16 protein-coding genes and 1 pseudogene are annotated in these 16,389 nt (G+C 57.6%); 13 read left to right on the plus strand and 4 right to left on the minus strand.

Annotation, left to right across the window (positions count from 1 at the left end):
* Positions 1–111: 111 nt before the first annotated feature.
* A complete protein-coding gene (rhtB, locus tag HMPREF1024_RS02320) occupies positions 112–732 on the minus strand; it encodes a homoserine/homoserine lactone efflux protein (protein ID WP_002883411.1) in 621 nt (206 codons plus the stop codon).
* Between the two features lie 109 nt (positions 733–841).
* Here rhtB and pldB point away from each other — a divergent pair, with 109 nt between their 5' ends.
* The 3 genes from pldB to HMPREF1024_RS02305 all read left to right on the plus strand — a co-directional run bounded on the left by pldB (position 842) and on the right by HMPREF1024_RS02305 (position 3,667).
* Positions 842–1,834: a lysophospholipase L2 gene (gene pldB / locus HMPREF1024_RS02315; protein ID WP_002883412.1), complete on the plus strand. Its 993-nt coding sequence runs from the start codon at positions 842–844 to the stop codon at positions 1,832–1,834.
* Positions 1,835–1,878: 44 nt separating this feature from the next.
* Entirely contained in the window at positions 1,879–2,679 is an 801-nt protein-coding gene (gene yigL / locus HMPREF1024_RS02310; RefSeq protein ID WP_009309751.1) for a sugar/pyridoxal phosphate phosphatase YigL, read from the plus strand.
* 88 nt (positions 2,680–2,767) lie between these two features.
* On the plus strand, positions 2,768–3,667 hold the full coding sequence (locus tag HMPREF1024_RS02305) for a carboxylate/amino acid/amine transporter (protein WP_002883414.1): 900 nt from the start codon (positions 2,768–2,770) through the stop codon (positions 3,665–3,667).
* Here the strand turns inward: HMPREF1024_RS02305 and metR are convergent.
* Positions 3,555–4,508 carry an HTH-type transcriptional regulator MetR gene (gene metR / locus HMPREF1024_RS02300; RefSeq protein WP_002883415.1) on the minus strand — a complete coding sequence of 318 codons (954 nt, stop codon included), beginning with the start codon at positions 4,506–4,508 and terminating at the stop codon, positions 3,555–3,557. The genes HMPREF1024_RS02305 and metR overlap by 113 nt on opposite strands.
* Before the next feature lie 248 nt (positions 4,509–4,756).
* Here metR and metE point away from each other — a divergent pair, with 248 nt between their 5' ends.
* Positions 4,757–7,021 carry a 5-methyltetrahydropteroyltriglutamate--homocysteine S-methyltransferase gene (gene metE / locus HMPREF1024_RS02295; protein WP_002883416.1) on the plus strand — a complete coding sequence of 755 codons (2,265 nt, stop codon included), beginning with the start codon at positions 4,757–4,759 and terminating at the stop codon, positions 7,019–7,021.
* A 58-nt stretch (positions 7,022–7,079) separates the two neighbouring features.
* On the opposite strand, the gene HMPREF1024_RS02290 is transcribed toward metE, so the two are convergent.
* Entirely contained in the window at positions 7,080–7,892 is an 813-nt protein-coding gene (locus tag HMPREF1024_RS02290) for a dienelactone hydrolase family protein (protein ID WP_002883417.1), read from the minus strand.
* A gap of 272 nt (positions 7,893–8,164) precedes the next feature.
* Here HMPREF1024_RS02290 and udp point away from each other — a divergent pair, with 272 nt between their 5' ends.
* The 9 genes from udp to tatD all read left to right on the plus strand — a co-directional run bounded on the left by udp (position 8,165) and on the right by tatD (position 16,131).
* The gene (udp, locus tag HMPREF1024_RS02285; RefSeq protein ID WP_002883419.1) at positions 8,165–8,926 is read left to right on the plus strand and encodes a uridine phosphorylase; all 762 of its coding nucleotides are present in this window, start codon (positions 8,165–8,167) and stop codon (positions 8,924–8,926) included.
* Positions 8,927–9,061: 135 nt separating this feature from the next.
* Entirely contained in the window at positions 9,062–10,510 is a 1,449-nt protein-coding gene (rmuC, locus tag HMPREF1024_RS02280) for a DNA recombination protein RmuC (protein ID WP_002883420.1), read from the plus strand.
* Positions 10,511–10,580: 70 nt separating this feature from the next.
* Complete coding sequence (gene ubiE, locus HMPREF1024_RS02275; protein WP_002883421.1) at positions 10,581–11,336, plus strand: bifunctional demethylmenaquinone methyltransferase/2-methoxy-6-polyprenyl-1,4-benzoquinol methylase UbiE; 756 nt, start codon at positions 10,581–10,583, stop codon at positions 11,334–11,336.
* 13 nt (positions 11,337–11,349) lie between these two features.
* A complete protein-coding gene (locus HMPREF1024_RS02270; RefSeq protein ID WP_004895056.1) occupies positions 11,350–11,955 on the plus strand; it encodes an SCP2 domain-containing protein in 606 nt (201 codons plus the stop codon).
* Positions 11,952–13,592, plus strand: coding sequence for a ubiquinone biosynthesis regulatory protein kinase UbiB (gene ubiB, locus HMPREF1024_RS02265; protein ID WP_004177924.1), 1,641 nt, complete (start codon positions 11,952–11,954; stop codon positions 13,590–13,592). Before HMPREF1024_RS02270 ends, ubiB begins: the two co-directional genes overlap by 4 nt.
* 129 nt (positions 13,593–13,721) lie before the next feature.
* On the plus strand, positions 13,722–13,973 hold the full coding sequence (gene tatA, locus HMPREF1024_RS02260) for a Sec-independent protein translocase subunit TatA (protein ID WP_002883425.1): 252 nt from the start codon (positions 13,722–13,724) through the stop codon (positions 13,971–13,973).
* 3 nt (positions 13,974–13,976) lie between these two features.
* On the plus strand, positions 13,977–14,513 hold the full coding sequence (tatB, locus tag HMPREF1024_RS02255; protein WP_002883426.1) for a Sec-independent protein translocase protein TatB: 537 nt from the start codon (positions 13,977–13,979) through the stop codon (positions 14,511–14,513).
* A 2-nt stretch (positions 14,514–14,515) separates the two neighbouring features.
* Entirely contained in the window at positions 14,516–15,295 is a 780-nt protein-coding gene (tatC, locus tag HMPREF1024_RS02250; protein WP_002883427.1) for a Sec-independent protein translocase subunit TatC, read from the plus strand.
* 32 nt (positions 15,296–15,327) lie between these two features.
* Positions 15,328–16,131 (plus strand): 3'-5' ssDNA/RNA exonuclease TatD, encoded by an 804-nt coding sequence (tatD, locus tag HMPREF1024_RS02245; RefSeq protein ID WP_014908111.1) that lies wholly within the window; start codon positions 15,328–15,330, stop codon positions 16,129–16,131.
* Here tatD and rfaH read toward each other — a convergent pair.
* Positions 16,128–16,389, minus strand: a pseudogene (gene rfaH, locus HMPREF1024_RS02240) (transcription/translation regulatory transformer protein RfaH); the annotation flags it as partial. The gene tatD and the pseudogene rfaH overlap by 4 nt on opposite strands.

The raw sequence follows: 16,389 nt of genomic DNA on the forward strand, positions 1-16,389 counted from the left end.
CAGCGCCAACAGCGGGCAAAAAAATTAATTACCCACTTTGCGCGCCGGCTCGCGCAGAGAGAAAGCGTCGTTGACCTCGCGAACCTCTCTTTGCGAGCGAGATTCCATGATTCAGGCATGGCGGGCGGAGGCGAGCAGCGCCCCGACCAGCATAAACAGTGAACCAAAGACTTTGTTCAACGCCTTCATCTGCTTTGGCCCTTTGATCCATGCGGAAATGCGCTGCGCCAGGGTCGCATAGCCAATCATCACAATGATATCGACGACGATGGTGGTGACGCCCAGAACGAGATATTGCATCACCTGCGGCTGGTGCGGCAGGATAAACTGCGGAAAAAGGGCGGCCAGAAAAACAATGCTTTTGGGATTGGTGAGATTTACGAACACCGCGCGCTGGAACAGTTTGCCGCGCGTCTGCGCCTTCGCCAGCGTATTCAGGTCGATCGCCCCTGCCGCCCGCCATTGCTGGATACCCAGCCAGATCAGGTAGGCGGCGCCGGCCCATTTTAGCACCTCAAAGGCCAGCACCGAGCGGGAGAAGAGAGTGCCGAGACCAACGCCAACCAGCACGATATGAATGGCCAGCCCGGTCTGCAAACCGGCAATCGACGCCGCCGCGCCGCGGTATCCGTGGTTAATGGAAGTGGTCATGGTATTAATCGCTCCGGAACCCGGCGACAGGCTGAGAATAATTGATGTCAGCAGGTAGGCGAACCACCACTCAATGGTCATGAGAAACTCCCTGATTGTCTGTTTTTATGCCACAATACGCTATTGTGTCAGCATTGTGTGATACACGGTAAAAAAACGATTTTCAGCGGTTAACAGGGGTGTAAACCCGATGTTTGGGCAGAAAAAGGACTGGGAAACACGAGAAAACGCGTTTGCGGCCTTTAGCATGGGGCCGCTGACGGATTTCTGGCGACAGCGCGAAGAAGCTGAATTTAAAGGCGTCGACGATGTACCGGTACGCTTTGTCCGCTTTTGCGCGCAACATAACGATCGTCTGGTGTTGATTTGCCCCGGGCGCATTGAAAGCTACGTGAAGTATGCTGAAGTGGCCTACGATCTCTTTCACTGCGGCTTTGACGTGATGATCATTGACCATCGCGGGCAGGGACGCTCGGGCCGCCTGCTCTCAGATACCCACCGCGGACACGTGGTTAACTTCAGCGACTATGTTGATGACCTGGCCGCGCTCTGGCAGCAGCAGGTGGTTCCTGGACACTGGCGAAAACGGTTTATCCTTGCTCATTCTATGGGCGGAGCGATTGCCACGCTTTTTCTGCAACGTTACCGGGCGCATTGCGATGCAATAGCGCTCTGCGCGCCGATGTTCGGGATTATCATTCGGCTGCCGGACTGGATGGTGCGCCATATTCTCGACTGGGCTGAGGGCCATCAGCGCATTCGCGAAGAGTATGCCATCGGCACCGGGCGCTGGCGGGCGCTGCCTTTTGCCGTTAACGTGCTGACGCACAGTCGGCAACGCTATCGTCGCAACCTGCGCTTCTATGCCGATGAGCCGCGGCTGCAGGTCGGCGGTCCGACCTGGCACTGGGTGCGTGAGGGCATGCTGGCCGGCGACGAAGTGCTGGCGAATGTGGAAAAAGATACCGCCCCGACGCTGCTTTTACAGGCGGAGGAGGAGCGGGTGGTCGATAATCTGATGCACGACCGCTATTGCGAATTACGGGCCGCTGCCGGTCATCCTTGTGAGGGCGGTAAACCGCTCGTCATTGAAGGGGCATATCATGAGATCCTTTTTGAAAAGGACGCTATGCGCTCAGTCGCGCTCAATGCCATCGTCGAGTTTTTCAATCGACATACTTAATCCGACGATAACGCTCGTCGCCCTGCTTAGAGGTTAACTTTTTTATGTACCAGGTTGTTGCGTCTGATTTAGACGGCACGCTGCTTTCCCCCGATCATTTCCTGACCCCCTATGCCAAAGAGACGCTGAAGCTGCTTACCGCCCGTGGGATCAATTTCGTCTTCGCCACCGGCCGTCACTACATCGACGTCGGGCAAATCCGCGATAATCTCGGCATCCGGTCGTACATGATCACCTCTAACGGCGCCCGCGTTCACGATAGCGATGGTCAGCAAATCTTTGCCCATAACCTCGATCGCGATATTGCCGCCGACCTGTTTGAGATCGTGCGTAACGACCCGAAAATCGTCACTAACGTTTATCGGGAAGACGAGTGGTATATGAACCGCCATCGTCCGGAAGAGATGCGCTTCTTCAAGGAGGCGGTGTTTGACTACAAGCTGTATGAGCCGGGCGAACTGGATCCGCAGGGGATCAGCAAAGTATTCTTTACCTGCGAGGATCATGAGCATCTGCTGCCGCTGGAGCAGGCGATGAACGCCCGCTGGGGCGATCGGGTGAACGTCAGCTTCTCCACCTTAACCTGCCTGGAAGTCATGGCGGGTGGGGTATCGAAGGGGCATGCGCTGGAGGCGGTGGCGAAGATGCTCGGCTACACTCTTTCCGATTGCATCGCCTTCGGCGACGGTATGAACGACGCTGAGATGCTGTCGATGGCTGGCAAAGGCTGCATCATGGCCAACGCCCACCAGCGGCTGAAGGATCTGCATCCGGAACTGGAAGTGATCGGCAGTAACGCCGACGATGCTGTCCCGCACTACCTGCGTAAGCTATACCTCGACTGAAAAAGATTGACGACTGGCGAATAAGTGTCCAGTCGTCAACCTGACTCTTCGCTACAATGCCTGTTCTTTATCCAACGAGACGACCATTGTGGCGCTGTTAATTATCACCACTATCCTGTGGGCCTTTTCTTTTAGCCTGATTGGCGAATACCTGGCCGGTAGCGTCGACAGCTATTTTTCGGTGCTGATGCGCGTGGGCCTGGCGGCGCTAGTGTTCCTGCCTTTCCTGCGCACGCGCGGCCAGTCTCCGCGCACGATCGTGCTCTATATGCTGGTGGGCGCGATGCAGCTAGGCATCATGTACCTGCTGGCTTTCCGCGCCTATCTCTATCTGACGGTCTCGGAATTTCTGCTGTTTACCGTGTTTACTCCCCTGTATATCACGCTGATCTACGACCTGCTCAGCGGACGTAAGCTGCGCTGGGGCTATCTGCTGAGTGCCGCGCTGGCGGTGCTGGGGGCGGCGATTATCCGCTATGACAAAGTCAGCGATCATTTCTGGACCGGGCTGTTACTGGTACAGCTGTCAAACCTCTGCTTCGCCATCGGTATGGTGGGGTATAAGCGTCTGATGGAGGTGCGTCCGATGCCGCAGCACAATGCCTTTGCCTGGTTCTATGTCGGGGCCTTTATCGTGGCAGTGGCGGCGTGGTTTATGCTCGGCAACGCCCAGAAGCTGCCGACCACCACGCTGCAGTGGAGCGTGCTGGTGTGGCTCGGCGTGGTGGCTTCCGGGCTGGGTTACTTTATGTGGAACTATGGCGCCACCCAGGTGGATGCCGGCACGCTGGGGATCATGAATAACGTCCATGTCCCCGCCGGGCTGCTGGTTAACCTTGCCATCTGGCAGGAGCAGCCGCACTGGCCGAGCTTTATTAGCGGAGCGTTGGTGATCCTGGCCTCGCTGTGGGTCCATCGCCGCTGGGTCGCTCCGCACTCCGGACAAACGGCAGATGATCGCAGGCGTGGTTCCGCGCAGAGCGAATAAACGCTTCGGTGACCGGTTGACGCTGTTCGCCATCGCGAACGGCCGCGTACAACCGGCTCCATAACCCCTCACCCAGGGTTTTGGTGACCACCAGGCCCTGGCGTTCAAAGCTTTCCACCACCCAGTGCGGCAGCGCGGCGATGCCCATCCGGGCAGCCACCATCTGGATCAACAACAGCGTGTTATCGACGCTTTTCAGCTGCGGGCTGATGCCGGCCGGCTGCAGGAAGTGGCGCCAGATATCGAGGCGCCCGCGCTGCACGGGATAAATCAACAGCGTTTCCGCGGCCAGATCCTCCGGGGTAACCAGCGTCTTCATAGCTAACGGATGCTCGGGCGCCAGCACCAGACGCACCTCAAAATCAAACATCGGCGAGTAGTGCAGGCCGCTGCGCGGCAGAATATCGGAGGTCATCACCAGATCCAGTTCACCCTGCTGCAGCGCAGGCTGTGGGTCGAAGGTAACGCCGGAATGGAAGTCGACCTCCACATGTGGCCAGCGGGCGCGGAAATTCTCCAGCGCCGGCGTCAGCCACTGAATACAGCTGTGACATTCGATAGCCAGCCTCAGCCGGGTCTGCTGTGGTTCGTTACAGTCCTGCAGGGCGCGAGCGATCTGCGGCAGCACCTGGTTGGCCAGCTGTAAGAGGATTTCCCCCTGAGGAGTAAAACGCAGCGGCTGGCTCTTACGCACAAAGAGACGAAAGCCAAGGCGCTGTTCCAGATCGCTGAACTGGTGAGACAAGGCGGACTGGGTCTGGTGCAGGGCCGCTGCCGCACCCGCCAGTGAACCGCTGTTCCGCAACGCTTGCAGCGTTTTCAGATGTTTAATTTCGATCATGAAAGTCCTTCACTTCGCCATGAGCAATTTGCGCTTGAGGAATATACAGTAACTGTCAATTATGGATGTGTAAACATCTGGACGTCTAAAACTCGTCATATTTCGACTTGCAGATGCGTTGGCTGCCTTGCATACACCAGTCACTTCCTCCAGTAAGCATCCTGGGGATGCGCATCGTTGCCGCCTTCCTGCAAGCCGAACTATTGAGAGTTTTTCTTCAGATTCAATGAAATAAGAGAGGAACAAAAATGACAATTATTAACCACACCCTCGGTTTTCCTCGCGTTGGCCTGCGCCGCGAGCTGAAAAAAGCGCAAGAGAGCTACTGGGCGGGCAACGCCACTCGCGAGGAACTGCTGGCGGTAGGCCGTGAGCTGCGCGCCCGTCACTGGGAGCAGCAGAAACAGGCGGGCGTTGATCTGCTGCCGGTGGGGGATTTCGCCTGGTACGACCATGTTCTGACTACCAGCCTGCTGCTTGGCAACGTGCCGGCTCGTCATCAGAACAAAGACGGATCCATCGACATCGATACCCTGTTCCGCATTGGCCGCGGCCGCGCGCCGACTGGCGAACCGGCCGCCGCTGCGGAAATGACCAAATGGTTTAACACCAACTATCACTATATGGTGCCGGAGTTCGTGAAGGGCCAGCAGTTCAAACTGAGCTGGACCCAACTGCTGGATGAAGTCGACGAAGCGCTGGCGCTGGGCCACAAGATCAAGCCCGTGCTGCTGGGGCCGGTAACTTATCTGTGGCTGGGTAAAGTGAAAGGTGAACCGTTTGACCGCCTGACCCTGCTGAATGCCATCCTGCCGGTTTACCAGCAGGTGCTGGCCGAACTGGCGAAGCGCGGCATCGATTGGGTGCAGATTGATGAACCGGCGCTGGTGCTGGAGCTGCCGCCAGCGTGGCTGGAGGCCTTTCAACCGGCTTATGACGCCCTGCAGGGCCAGGTGAAGCTGCTGCTGACTACCTATTTTGAAGGCGTTAGCGACAATCTCGCGACCATTGCTGCGCTACCGGTCCAGGGGCTGCACGTCGATCTGGTGCACGGCAAAGATGATGTTGCCGAACTGCACAACCGCCTGCCGGCCGACTGGCTGCTGTCCGCGGGCTTGATCAATGGGCGTAACGTCTGGCGCGCCGATCTCACCGAAAAGTATGCGCAAATTAAAGACCTCGTCGGTAAGCGCGAGCTATGGGTCGCGTCATCCTGCTCTCTGCTGCATAGCCCGATCGATCTAAGCGTGGAGACGCGCCTTGATGCGGAAGTGAAGAGCTGGTTTGCCTTCGCGCTGCAGAAATGCGGTGAGCTGGCGCTGCTGCGCGATGCGCTGAACAGCGGCGATACAGCGGCGATTACCGAGTGGAGCGCGCCAATCCAGGCCCGTCGCCATTCGACCCGCGTGCACAACGCGGAGGTGGAAAAACGGCTGGCGGCGATCACTGCTCAGGACAGCCAGCGCGCCAGCCCCTATGAGGTTCGCGCGCAGGCACAGCGCCAGCGCTTTAACCTGCCGAAATGGCCGACCACCACCATCGGGTCATTCCCGCAAACGACCGAGATCCGCGGCCTGCGCCTGGACTTCAAAAAGGGTAACCTTGACGCCAGTCATTATCGGACGGGGATTGCGGAACATATTAAGCAGGCGATCGTCGAGCAGGAGCGGTTAGGTTTAGACGTACTGGTGCACGGGGAGGCCGAGCGGAACGACATGGTGGAATACTTCGGCGAACATCTGGACGGTTTTATCTTCACGCAAAACGGCTGGGTGCAGAGCTATGGTTCCCGCTGCGTGAAGCCGCCGGTGGTGATCGGCGACGTCAGCCGTCCGCAGGCGATCACCGTCGACTGGGCGAAGTACGCGCAGTCGCTGACCGACAAGCCGGTGAAAGGGATGCTCACTGGACCGGTGACCATTCTGTGCTGGTCCTTCCCGCGGGAGGATGTCAGCCGTGAAACCATCGCGAAACAGATTGCGCTGGCCCTGCGTGATGAAGTGGCGGATCTGGAGGCGGCGGGGATCGGCATCATCCAGATTGATGAGCCGGCGCTGCGCGAAGGGTTACCGCTGAAGCGCAGCGACTGGGATGCCTATCTGCAGTGGGGTGTGGAAGCCTTCCGCCTTAATGCTGCGGTCGCCAAAGACGACACGCAGATCCATACCCATATGTGCTATTGCGAGTTCAATGACATCATGGACTCCATTGCCGCGCTGGACGCTGACGTGATCACCATTGAAACCTCGCGGTCCGATATGGAGCTGCTGGAGTCGTTCGAAGCGTTCGAGTACCCCAATGAGATCGGGCCGGGAGTATATGATATTCACTCGCCAAACGTGCCGAGCGTGGAGTGGATCGAAGCGCTGCTGAAGAAAGCCGCGCAGCGTATCCCGGTGGAGCGACTGTGGGTTAACCCGGACTGCGGCCTGAAAACTCGCGGCTGGCCGGAAACCCGCGCCGCGCTGGCGAATATGGTGCAAGCGGCGCGAAATCTGCGCCAGTCCGCCTAATCGTTACGCGAAAAATCAAAAAGGAGGCATTTGCCTCCTTTTTTCATGCTTAGGGCGATTACCCTTTTTTACCGCCATACTGAGCAAACCAGGCGAGCATCCGCTGCCAGCCGTCTTTGGCTGACTCTTCATGATAGCTGGCGCGATAGTCGGCGTTAAAGGCATGATCGGCTTCGGGATAGACCACGATTTCCGCCGTGGCGTTGGCTGCCCGCAGCGCCTGACGCATAGTCTCGACGGTGTCCTGCGGAATGCTGGCGTCTTTAGCGCCGTACAGACCAAGCACCGGGGCGTTGAGATCGACGGCGATATCTACCGGGTGCTTCGGCGAATTCAGTGATTTTTCTCCCACCAGCTTACCGTACCAGGCCACTGCCGCTTTAAGCTGCGGGTTATGCGCGGCATACAGCCAGGTAATGCGTCCGCCCCAGCAGAAGCCGGTGATCAGCAGACGATGGGCATCGCCGCCGTGGCGCGCCGCCCAGCTGGCGACGTGGTCGAGATCCGCCAGCACCTGCGCGTCCGGCACCTTGCTGACCAGCTCTTTGAACAGGGTCGGGATATCGTGGTACTCATTCGGATCGCCCTGACGGAAGTACAATTCAGGCGCGATAGCCAGATAGCCTTCCTGTGCCAGGCGGCGACAAAGATCGCGAATATGTTCATGCACGCCGAAAATTTCCTGTACCACGATAACGATCGGCAGCGGACCGTCGGCATTTTTCGGGCGGGCGTGGTAGGCCGGCATGTTTTCACCCTGAGAGGGAATCGACGTCTCTCCGGCGATAATATGCTCTTCCGGCGTATGAACGGCGGTTGCGGCGTGTGGTGAAGCTGCAGGTGCGAATCCAGGTTGCTTGGTGGTGGTCATGGTATTCTCCGTACCCTTATTTATTAGCGCATCAGTAACTATAGACCCTTTACCTTTAGTTCGTGCGGTAATAAAGCACAGTGCCTGAAAGCGGCTATCTTTTGTTCTGTGATGATGAATATAACTTGTTAATGTGATGTGTATCACTATTTACTGAAAAACAACTGCAATCATTATTGGTCTTGGTGACTATCATCACAAAATGTTGCCAGGGGCTTCTGTACAGTACCGTTTTGCTTCTGCTGATAATTCGACCCACAGAGGAGTTTTTTATGTCCAAGTCTGATGTTTTTCATCTCGGCCTCACCAAGAACGATTTACAAGGGGCTACGCTGGCTATCGTCCCTGGCGATCCGGAGCGTGTGGAAAAGATCGCCGCGCTGATGGATAAGCCGGTTAAACTGGCATCTCACCGCGAATTTACCTCCTGGCGCGCGGAGCTGGACGGCAAACCAGTGATCGTCTGCTCTACCGGCATCGGCGGCCCGTCGACTTCCATCGCCGTGGAAGAGCTGGCGCAGCTGGGGGTGCGTACCTTCCTGCGTATCGGCACCACAGGCGCGATTCAACCGCACATCAACGTTGGCGATGTGTTGGTGACTACCGCCTCCGTTCGTCTGGACGGCGCCAGCCTGCACTTCGCGCCGATGGAATTCCCGGCCGTCGCAGACTTCGCCTGCACCACCGCGCTGGTGGAAGCGGCGAAATCAATCGGCGCCACCACCCATATCGGCGTAACCGCTTCCTCGGATACCTTCTACCCGGGCCAGGAGCGTTACGACACCTTCTCCGGCCGCGTCGTGAGCCGCTTCAAGGGCTCAATGGAAGAGTGGCAGGCAATGGGCGTGATGAACTATGAAATGGAATCCGCCACGCTGCTGACCATGTGCGCCAGCCAGGGCCTGCGCGCCGGGATGGTGGCTGGGGTTATCGTGAACCGTACCCAGCAAGAGATCCCTAACGCCGAAACCATGAAGCAAACCGAAAGCCACGCGGTGAAAATCGTCGTGGAAGCGGCGCGTCGTCTGCTGTAACTCAACACTTTCCCTGTCAGGCCGGATCCTCCGGCCTTTCTTTTTTGCGTCGCCTCTCGCAGGAAATTCCTTTTAAACTGGACGTTTGTACAGCACAATTCTATTTTGTGTCATCAGGTTATCGCAGGGGGCGTCGTGGATCTCTCCATTATTATCAGCGCGGTTATCGCACTGGCAGCCGGGTTAATGGTCGGCTGGCTGGCGACCAAAGCGCGCGCCGATCAAATTCGGGCCGATCTCATCGAGGAACGGCGAGAGTTGGATATTGAGCTGAGCGCCGCCCGCCAGCAACTGGCGCAGGAGGCCCACTGGCGTGAGGAGTGTGAGCTGCTGAACAACGAGCTGCGCAGCCTACGGGATATCAATACCTCGCTCGAGGCCGATCTCCGTGAGGTCACCACCCGGCTCGAATCCACCCAGCTGCATGCGGAAGATAAGATCCGCCAGATGATGAACAGCGAGCAGCGCCTTAGCGAGCAGTTTGAAAACCTCGCCAACCGTATTTTCGAACACAGCAACCGGCGGGTCGATGAGCAAAACCGCCAGAGCCTGCATGGCCTGCTGACGCCGCTACGCGAACAGCTGGACGGGTTCCGCCGCCAGGTGCAGGAGAGCTTTGGCCAGGAGGCGCGTGAAAGACATACCCTGGCGCATGAGATCCGCAATCTGCAGCAGTTGAACGCGCAGATGGCACAGGAGGCGCTGAACCTGACCAAAGCGCTGAAGGGGGATAACAAAACTCAGGGCAACTGGGGGGAAGTGGTCTTAACCCGCGTGCTGGAGGCCTCCGGCCTGCGCGAAGGCTATGAGTACCAGACTCAGGTCAGTATTGAGACCGACAACCGCTCGCGGATGCAGCCGGACGTTATCGTGCGCCTGCCGCAGGGTAAGGACGTGGTGATCGACGCCAAAATGACCCTGGTCGCCTATGAGCGCTATTTCAACGCCGAAGACGACTACACCCGCGAAGTCGCGCTGCAGGAACACCTTGCCTCGGTGCGAAACCATATTCGCCTGCTGGGACGCAAGGATTATCAACAGCTGCCTGGCCTGCGCTCGCTCGACTATGTGCTGATGTTTATTCCCGTTGAGCCGGCGTTCCTGCTGGCCATCGATCGCCAGCCTGAGCTCATCAGCGAGGCGCTGCAAAATAATATTATGCTGGTTAGCCCGACGACGCTGCTGGTAGCCCTGCGCACTATCGCCAATCTGTGGCGCTATGAGCACCAGAGTCGTAACGCGCAAAAGATTGCCGAGCGGGCGGGGCGCCTTTACGACAAAATGCGCCTGTTTGTGGATGATATGTCCGCCATCGGCCAGAGTCTGGATAAGGCGCAAGAGAGCTATCGCCAGGCGATGAAAAAGCTCGCTTCCGGGCGTGGTAATCTGCTGGCCCAGGCGGAGGCCTTTCGCGGCCTGGGCGTGGAGGTCAAGCGCGGGATTAATCCTGATTTAGTCGAACAAGCTACGGCTCAGGACGAGCAATATCGTCTCGAAGATGAGGATAACCTGCCGGAAAATGACGCATTTTCACCCGACTCTGCCGAGACGGTGCGTAGCCGGGAGGCGGCTCCGCCACGCTGAAACGTATGGGAAATGCGCTGAGTCTGATACACTCAGTGAACATTTTCTTGAAAAGCAAGCAGGCATAGAGATGGTTGAGGATTCACAAGAAACGACGCACTTTGGCTTTCAGACGGTCGCTAAAGAGCAGAAAGCAGATATGGTGGCGCATGTATTCCATTCTGTCGCCGCAAAATATGATGTGATGAACGACCTGATGTCGTTTGGGATCCATCGTTTGTGGAAGCGTTTCACCATCGACTGCAGCGGCGTACGCCGCGGGCAGACCGTGCTGGATCTGGCTGGTGGTACCGGTGATTTGACGGCCAAGTTCTCCCGCCTGGTAGGGGAAACCGGCCGCGTCATGCTTGCTGATATCAATGATTCTATGCTCAAAATGGGCCGCGAAAAGCTGCGCAATATCGGCATCGTAGGCAACGTTGAGTATGTTCAGGCCAACGCGGAAGCCCTGCCTTTTGCTGATAATACCTTTGACTGCATCACCATCTCTTTCGGTCTGCGTAACGTGACCGACAAAGAGAAAGCGCTGCGTTCGATGTATCGCGTGCTGAAGCCGGGCGGACGTCTGCTGGTGCTGGAGTTTTCTAAACCCATTATCGAACCGCTGAGCAAAGCCTACGACGCTTACTCCTTCCATATCCTGCCGAAGGTGGGCGAGCTGGTGGCAAAAGATGGCGACAGCTATCGCTACCTGGCGGAATCTATTCGTATGCATCCGGACCAGGAAACCCTGAAAGGGATGATGCAGGATGCGGGCTTCGAAAACGTGGATTACTACAACCTGACGGCGGGTATCGTTGCTTTGCATCGCGGTTACAAGTTCTGACAGGAGGGACGCTATGCCTTTCACACCCCTGGTTACCGCTGGCATTGAAACGGCGCTGAATACTTTCCTCTGGCGCGACAAAGCGCTTAAACCCGCTCGTCAGCGCCTGCTGGGCAAGGTATTGCGGGTCCAGCTGCAGGATTTCGCCACGCCCGTGGTGCTGGTATTCAGCGAACGCCAGGTTGACGTCCTGAGCGCCTGGGAAGGAGAGGCCGATTGCACCGTGATTACCCGGCTCAGCGTGCTGCCAAAACTGCGCAATCGTCAGCAGCTCACGGCGCTTATTCGCAGCGGTGATCTGGAAGTGCAGGGCGATCTGCAGGTGGTGCAGAATATGGTCTCCCTGTGCGACCTGGCAGAGTTTGATCCCGCTGAACTGCTGGCGCCCTATACCGGCGATATTGTGGCCGAAGGCGTCGGTAAAGTCCTGCGCGGCGGCGCTCAGTTTCTGCTGAAGGGCGCAGAGCGCCAGCAGCGCTATGTCGCGGAAGCGATCACTGAAGAGTGGCGCCTGGCGCCGGGGCCGCTGGAGCTGGCCTGGTTTGCTGAAGAGACAACGGCTATTGAGCGCGCGCTGGCCGCACTGGAAAAACGGCTGGAAACGCTGGAGGGCAAATGACGCCAGGAGAATTACGGCGCCTGTATTTCATCATCCACACCTTTTTGAGCTACGGGCTCGATGAGCTCATCCCCAAAATGCGGATCACGCTGCCGCTGCGTATCTGGCGGCGGATGCTGTTCTGGATGCCAAACCGCCATCAGGATCAGCCTCTTGGCGCCCGCCTTCGGCTGGCGCTCCAGGAGCTGGGGCCGGTGTGGATAAAATTCGGCCAGATGCTTTCCACCCGCCGGGATCTCTTTCCGCCGCATATTGCCGATCAGCTGGCGCTGTTGCAGGACCGCGTGGCGCCCTTTGAAGGGAAGCTCGCGCAGCAGCAGATAGAGAAAGCGATGGGGGGGCTGCCGGTCGAGACCTGGTTTGATGATTTCTCCGTTGAGCCGTTAGCCTCGGCGTCCATCGCCCAGGTGCATACCGCGCGTCTGAAAGAGAATGGCAAAGAGGTGGTGATCAAGGTTATCCGCCCGGATATTTTGCCGATCATTAAAGCGGACATGAAGCTCATCTACCGCCTGGCACGCTGGGTACCGCGTCTGCTGCCTGACGGTCGCCGTCTGCGCCCGCAGGAGGTAGTTCGTGAATATGAAAAAACGCTGCTGGATGAGCTGAACCTGCTGCGGGAATCCGCCAACGCTATTCAGCTGCGGCGTAATTTCGAAGACAGCCCGATGCTGTACGTGCCGGAGGTGTACCCCGACTACTGCAGCGAAAGCATGATGGTAATGGAGCGCATTTACGGTATCCCGGTGTCCGATGTGGAGGCGCTGGAGGCCCAGGGCACCAATATGCAGCTGCTGGCGGAGCGGGGCGTCCAGGTCTTCTTCACCCAGGTGTTCCGCGACAGCTTCTTCCATGCCGATATGCATCCTGGCAACATATTCGTCAGCTACGAGCATCCGGAAGATCCGCAGTATATCGGCATCGACTGCGGTATTGTCGGCTCACTGAACAAAGAAGATAAGCGCTATCTGGCGGAAAACTTTATCGCCTTTTTCAACCGCGATTATCGTAAAGTTGCCGAGCTGCACGTCGATTCCGGTTGGGTTCCGCCCGATACCAACGTTGAAGAGTTTGAGTTCGCGATCCGCACGGTCTGCGAGCCGATCTTTGAGAAGCCGCTGGCGGAGATCTCCTTCGGCCACGTGCTGCTTAATCTGTTCAATACCGCGCGGCGTTTCAATATGGAAGTCCAGCCGCAGCTCGTTTTACTACAGAAGACATTACTTTACGTAGAAGGGGTAGGCCGGCAGCTCTATCCTCAGTTAGACTTGTGGAAAACGGCGAAGCCTTTCCTCGAGTCGTGGATCAAAGATCAGGTCGGCATTCCGGCGCTGGTGCGCGCGTTTAAAGACAAAGCGCCGTTCTGGATCGAAAGAATGCCGGAAATACCTGAGCTGGTGTATCAGAGCCTGCAGCAGAGCAAACAGCTGCAGACCAGCGTCGATACTATTGTGCGGGATATGCATGTGCGTCATGTGCGCCAGGGCCAATCCCGTTACCTGTTTGGTATAGGCGCGGTTTTATTGCTCAGTGGTACGCTGCTCTTTATCCATCGCCCTGAGTGGGGAATGATGCCCGGTTGGCTGATGGCCGGCGGTGTGGTGACCTGGCTTATTGGCTGGCGGAAAACCCACTGATCGGTTCGCCTCTTCATGACGCAGGCTTATTTGCGCAAAATCATGTCGGCGGCCTGACGAAGAGGCGGCTCGCAGGATGGCGTGTATAATGCGTCCACACAATTCATCATCTGTCATAGGGGAACGTGTATGGGTGGTATCAGTATTTGGCAGTTATTAATTGTTGTCGTCATCGTAGTTCTGCTTTTTGGGACGAAGAAGCTGAGCTCGCTGGGGTCTGACTTAGGGGCATCTATCAAAGGCTTTAAAAAAGCCATGAGTGATGATGATAAACCCGAAAAGTCGGCGCCAGACGCAGATTTCACGGCGAAAACCATCGCCGATAAACAGGATGATGCAAAAAAAGACGAGACAAAACGCCACGACAAAGAGCAGGTGTAACTCGTGTTCGATATTGGTTTTAGTGAACTACTGCTGGTGTTTGTGATTGGCCTCATTGTTCTGGGGCCACAGCGGCTTCCCGTAGCGGTTAAAACGGTAGTTGGCTGGATCCGTACGTTACGCTCGCTGGCGACCACGGTACAAAATGAGCTGGCCCAGGAGCTAAAACTGCAGGAGTTCCAGGAGAGCCTGAAGAAGGTGGAAAAGGCTAGCCTGAATAACCTGACGCCGGAGCTGAAAGCCTCGATGGATGAACTGCGCGAGGCCGCGGAGTCGATGAAGCGCTCCTATAGCGCCCACGATCCCGAAAAAGCCAGCGACGAAGCCAATACCATCCTTAATCCGGTGGTCAAAGGCAGCGAAGCGCAGCGCCAGGACGTCACGCCGGCGACGGCAGAACATCAGGCCAGCGCTCCGGCTCATGCGCCAGATCCCGTTGCCGACGAGCAATCTGCTTCACCGGCTGACCTTCAGGCAGAGAAAACGTCCGCTACGGCGGCAGTTCCCCATTCTTCCCCCGCATCGAGTGATAAACCGTAAACATGGGCGTAGACGATACACAACCGCTAATTTCGCATCTGATTGAGCTGCGCAAGCGTCTGCTCAACAGCATCATTGCTATTCTGGTGATCTTCCTGGCGCTGGTCTATTTCGCCAATGATATCTACCAGCTGGTCTCGGCCCCGCTTATCAGTAAGATGCCTGTGGGCGCGACGATGATCGCCACCGATGTCGCTTCACCTTTCTTTACGCCGATAAAGTTGACCTTCATGGTGTCGGTGATCCTGTCGGTGCCGATTATTCTTTACCAGGTATGGGCCTTCGTCGCGCCGGCGTTGTATAAGCACGAACGCCGGCTGGTGGTGCCTTTACTGGTATCCAGTACCCTGCTGTTCTATATCGGCATGGCTTTCGCCTATTTTGTCGTGTTTCCGCTGGCGTTCGGCTTCCTGACCCATGCGGCGCCGGAAGGGGTGCTGGTCTCGACCGATATTCGCAGCTATCTCGACTTCGTGATGGCGCTGTTTATGGCATTCGGGGTCTCCTTTGAGGTGCCGGTCGCCATTGTGTTGCTCTGCTGGATGGGCGTTACCACGCCGGAAGACTTGCGTAAAAAAAGGCCGTATGTGCTGGTGGGTGCCTTCGTGGTGGGCATGCTGCTGACGCCGCCGGACGTATTCTCGCAGACACTGCTGGCCATTCCGATGTACTGTCTGTTTGAAGTCGGGGTGTTCTTCGCCCGCTTCTACACCGGGAAGCGCCTGACGCGCGATGACGACGCCGCGGCCGAAGCTGAAGCCGCAGAGCACAGAGAAGAGTAATACCGCCAACCGCCCGTCAGGGCGGTTGGCATATGGGAGCGATCATGTTTGATATCGGCGTTAATCTGACCAGTTCGCAGTTTTCCCGCGATCATGATGAGGTAGTAGCGCGCGCCCTGGCGGCGGGGGTTAACGGCATGCTGCTGACCGGCACAAATTTGGCGGAGAGCCAGCAGGCGCAGAAACTGGCGAGCCGCTATTCCGGCTGCTGGTCCACGGCGGGGGTTCATCCCCATGACGGTAGCAGCTGGACGCCAGCGGTCGCCGAGGCGATTTATACCCTCGCCGGCGAGCCGCAGGTGGTGGCGATAGGCGAGTGCGGTCTGGATTTTAACCGGAATTTTTCCACGCCGCACGAGCAGGAGGTAGCGTTCAGCGCCCAGTTGGCGCTGGCCGCTGAGCTGTCGATGCCGGTGTTTTTGCACTGCCGCGACGCCCACGATCGGTTTCTGACGCTGCTTAAACCCTGGCTTGAGAAGATCCCGGGCGCGGTGCTGCACTGCTTTACTGGCAGCCGCAGCGAGGTGCAGGAATGCCTGGATCTGGGCCTGTTTATCGGTATTACCGGTTGGGTTTGCGATGAGCGGCGGGGACTGGAGCTGCGCGAGCTGCTGCCGGCGATCCCGGCGGAACGTCTGCTGCTGGAGACCGATGCGCCTTATCTGCTGCCGCGCGACCTCAAGCCGAAACCGGCCTCGCGGCGTAACGAGCCCGCGTATTTGCCGCATATCCTGGGCTGCGTCGCGGCCTGGCGCGGCGAGGAGGCGCAATGGCTGGAGGCGCAAACGGACGCAAACGTCAGGGCGCTGTTTGGCGTTGACATTAACGGCGTTTAGATTTTCTGGAAGTCGGTATTTTTAACGCTCTGCAGGACTTGCTTATTCAGCAGGTTTAACAGCAACATAGAGCGCGCTTCGCCGTCGGGCTCGGTGAAGATCGCCTCCAGGCCTTCAAACGCGCCGTCGGTGATTAGCACGCTATCGCCCTCATGCGGCGTTTCCGGGTCGGTAATCCCTTCCGGTTTGTAGATAGAAAGCTGATGGATGACCGCCGAGGGGACGATAGCGGGTAGGGCGCCAAAGCGCACGAAGTTG

Source organism: Klebsiella sp. 4_1_44FAA (assembly GCF_000238715.1).
GTDB classification, from domain to species: Bacteria; Pseudomonadota; Gammaproteobacteria; order Enterobacterales; family Enterobacteriaceae; genus Klebsiella; species Klebsiella pneumoniae.

Coding starts and splice junctions, on each gene's coding strand:
- yigL (WP_009309751.1), top strand. CDS start 1,879: ATGTACCAGGTTGTTGCGTCTGATTTAGACGGCACGCTGCTTTCCCCC.
- HMPREF1024_RS02270 (WP_004895056.1), top strand. CDS start 11,350: ATGCCTTTCACACCCCTGGTTACCGCTGGCATTGAAACGGCGCTGAAT.
- rhtB (WP_002883411.1), bottom strand. CDS start 732: ATGACCATTGAGTGGTGGTTCGCCTACCTGCTGACATCAATTATTCTC.
- HMPREF1024_RS02290 (WP_002883417.1), bottom strand. CDS start 7,892: ATGACCACCACCAAGCAACCTGGATTCGCACCTGCAGCTTCACCACAC.
- tatC (WP_002883427.1), top strand. CDS start 14,516: ATGGGCGTAGACGATACACAACCGCTAATTTCGCATCTGATTGAGCTG.
- ubiE (WP_002883421.1), top strand. CDS start 10,581: ATGGTTGAGGATTCACAAGAAACGACGCACTTTGGCTTTCAGACGGTC.
- pldB (WP_002883412.1), top strand. CDS start 842: ATGTTTGGGCAGAAAAAGGACTGGGAAACACGAGAAAACGCGTTTGCG.
- tatA (WP_002883425.1), top strand. CDS start 13,722: ATGGGTGGTATCAGTATTTGGCAGTTATTAATTGTTGTCGTCATCGTA.
- ubiB (WP_004177924.1), top strand. CDS start 11,952: ATGACGCCAGGAGAATTACGGCGCCTGTATTTCATCATCCACACCTTT.
- udp (WP_002883419.1), top strand. CDS start 8,165: ATGTCCAAGTCTGATGTTTTTCATCTCGGCCTCACCAAGAACGATTTA.
- tatD (WP_014908111.1), top strand. CDS start 15,328: ATGGGAGCGATCATGTTTGATATCGGCGTTAATCTGACCAGTTCGCAG.
- metE (WP_002883416.1), top strand. CDS start 4,757: ATGACAATTATTAACCACACCCTCGGTTTTCCTCGCGTTGGCCTGCGC.
- metR (WP_002883415.1), bottom strand. CDS start 4,508: ATGATCGAAATTAAACATCTGAAAACGCTGCAAGCGTTGCGGAACAGC.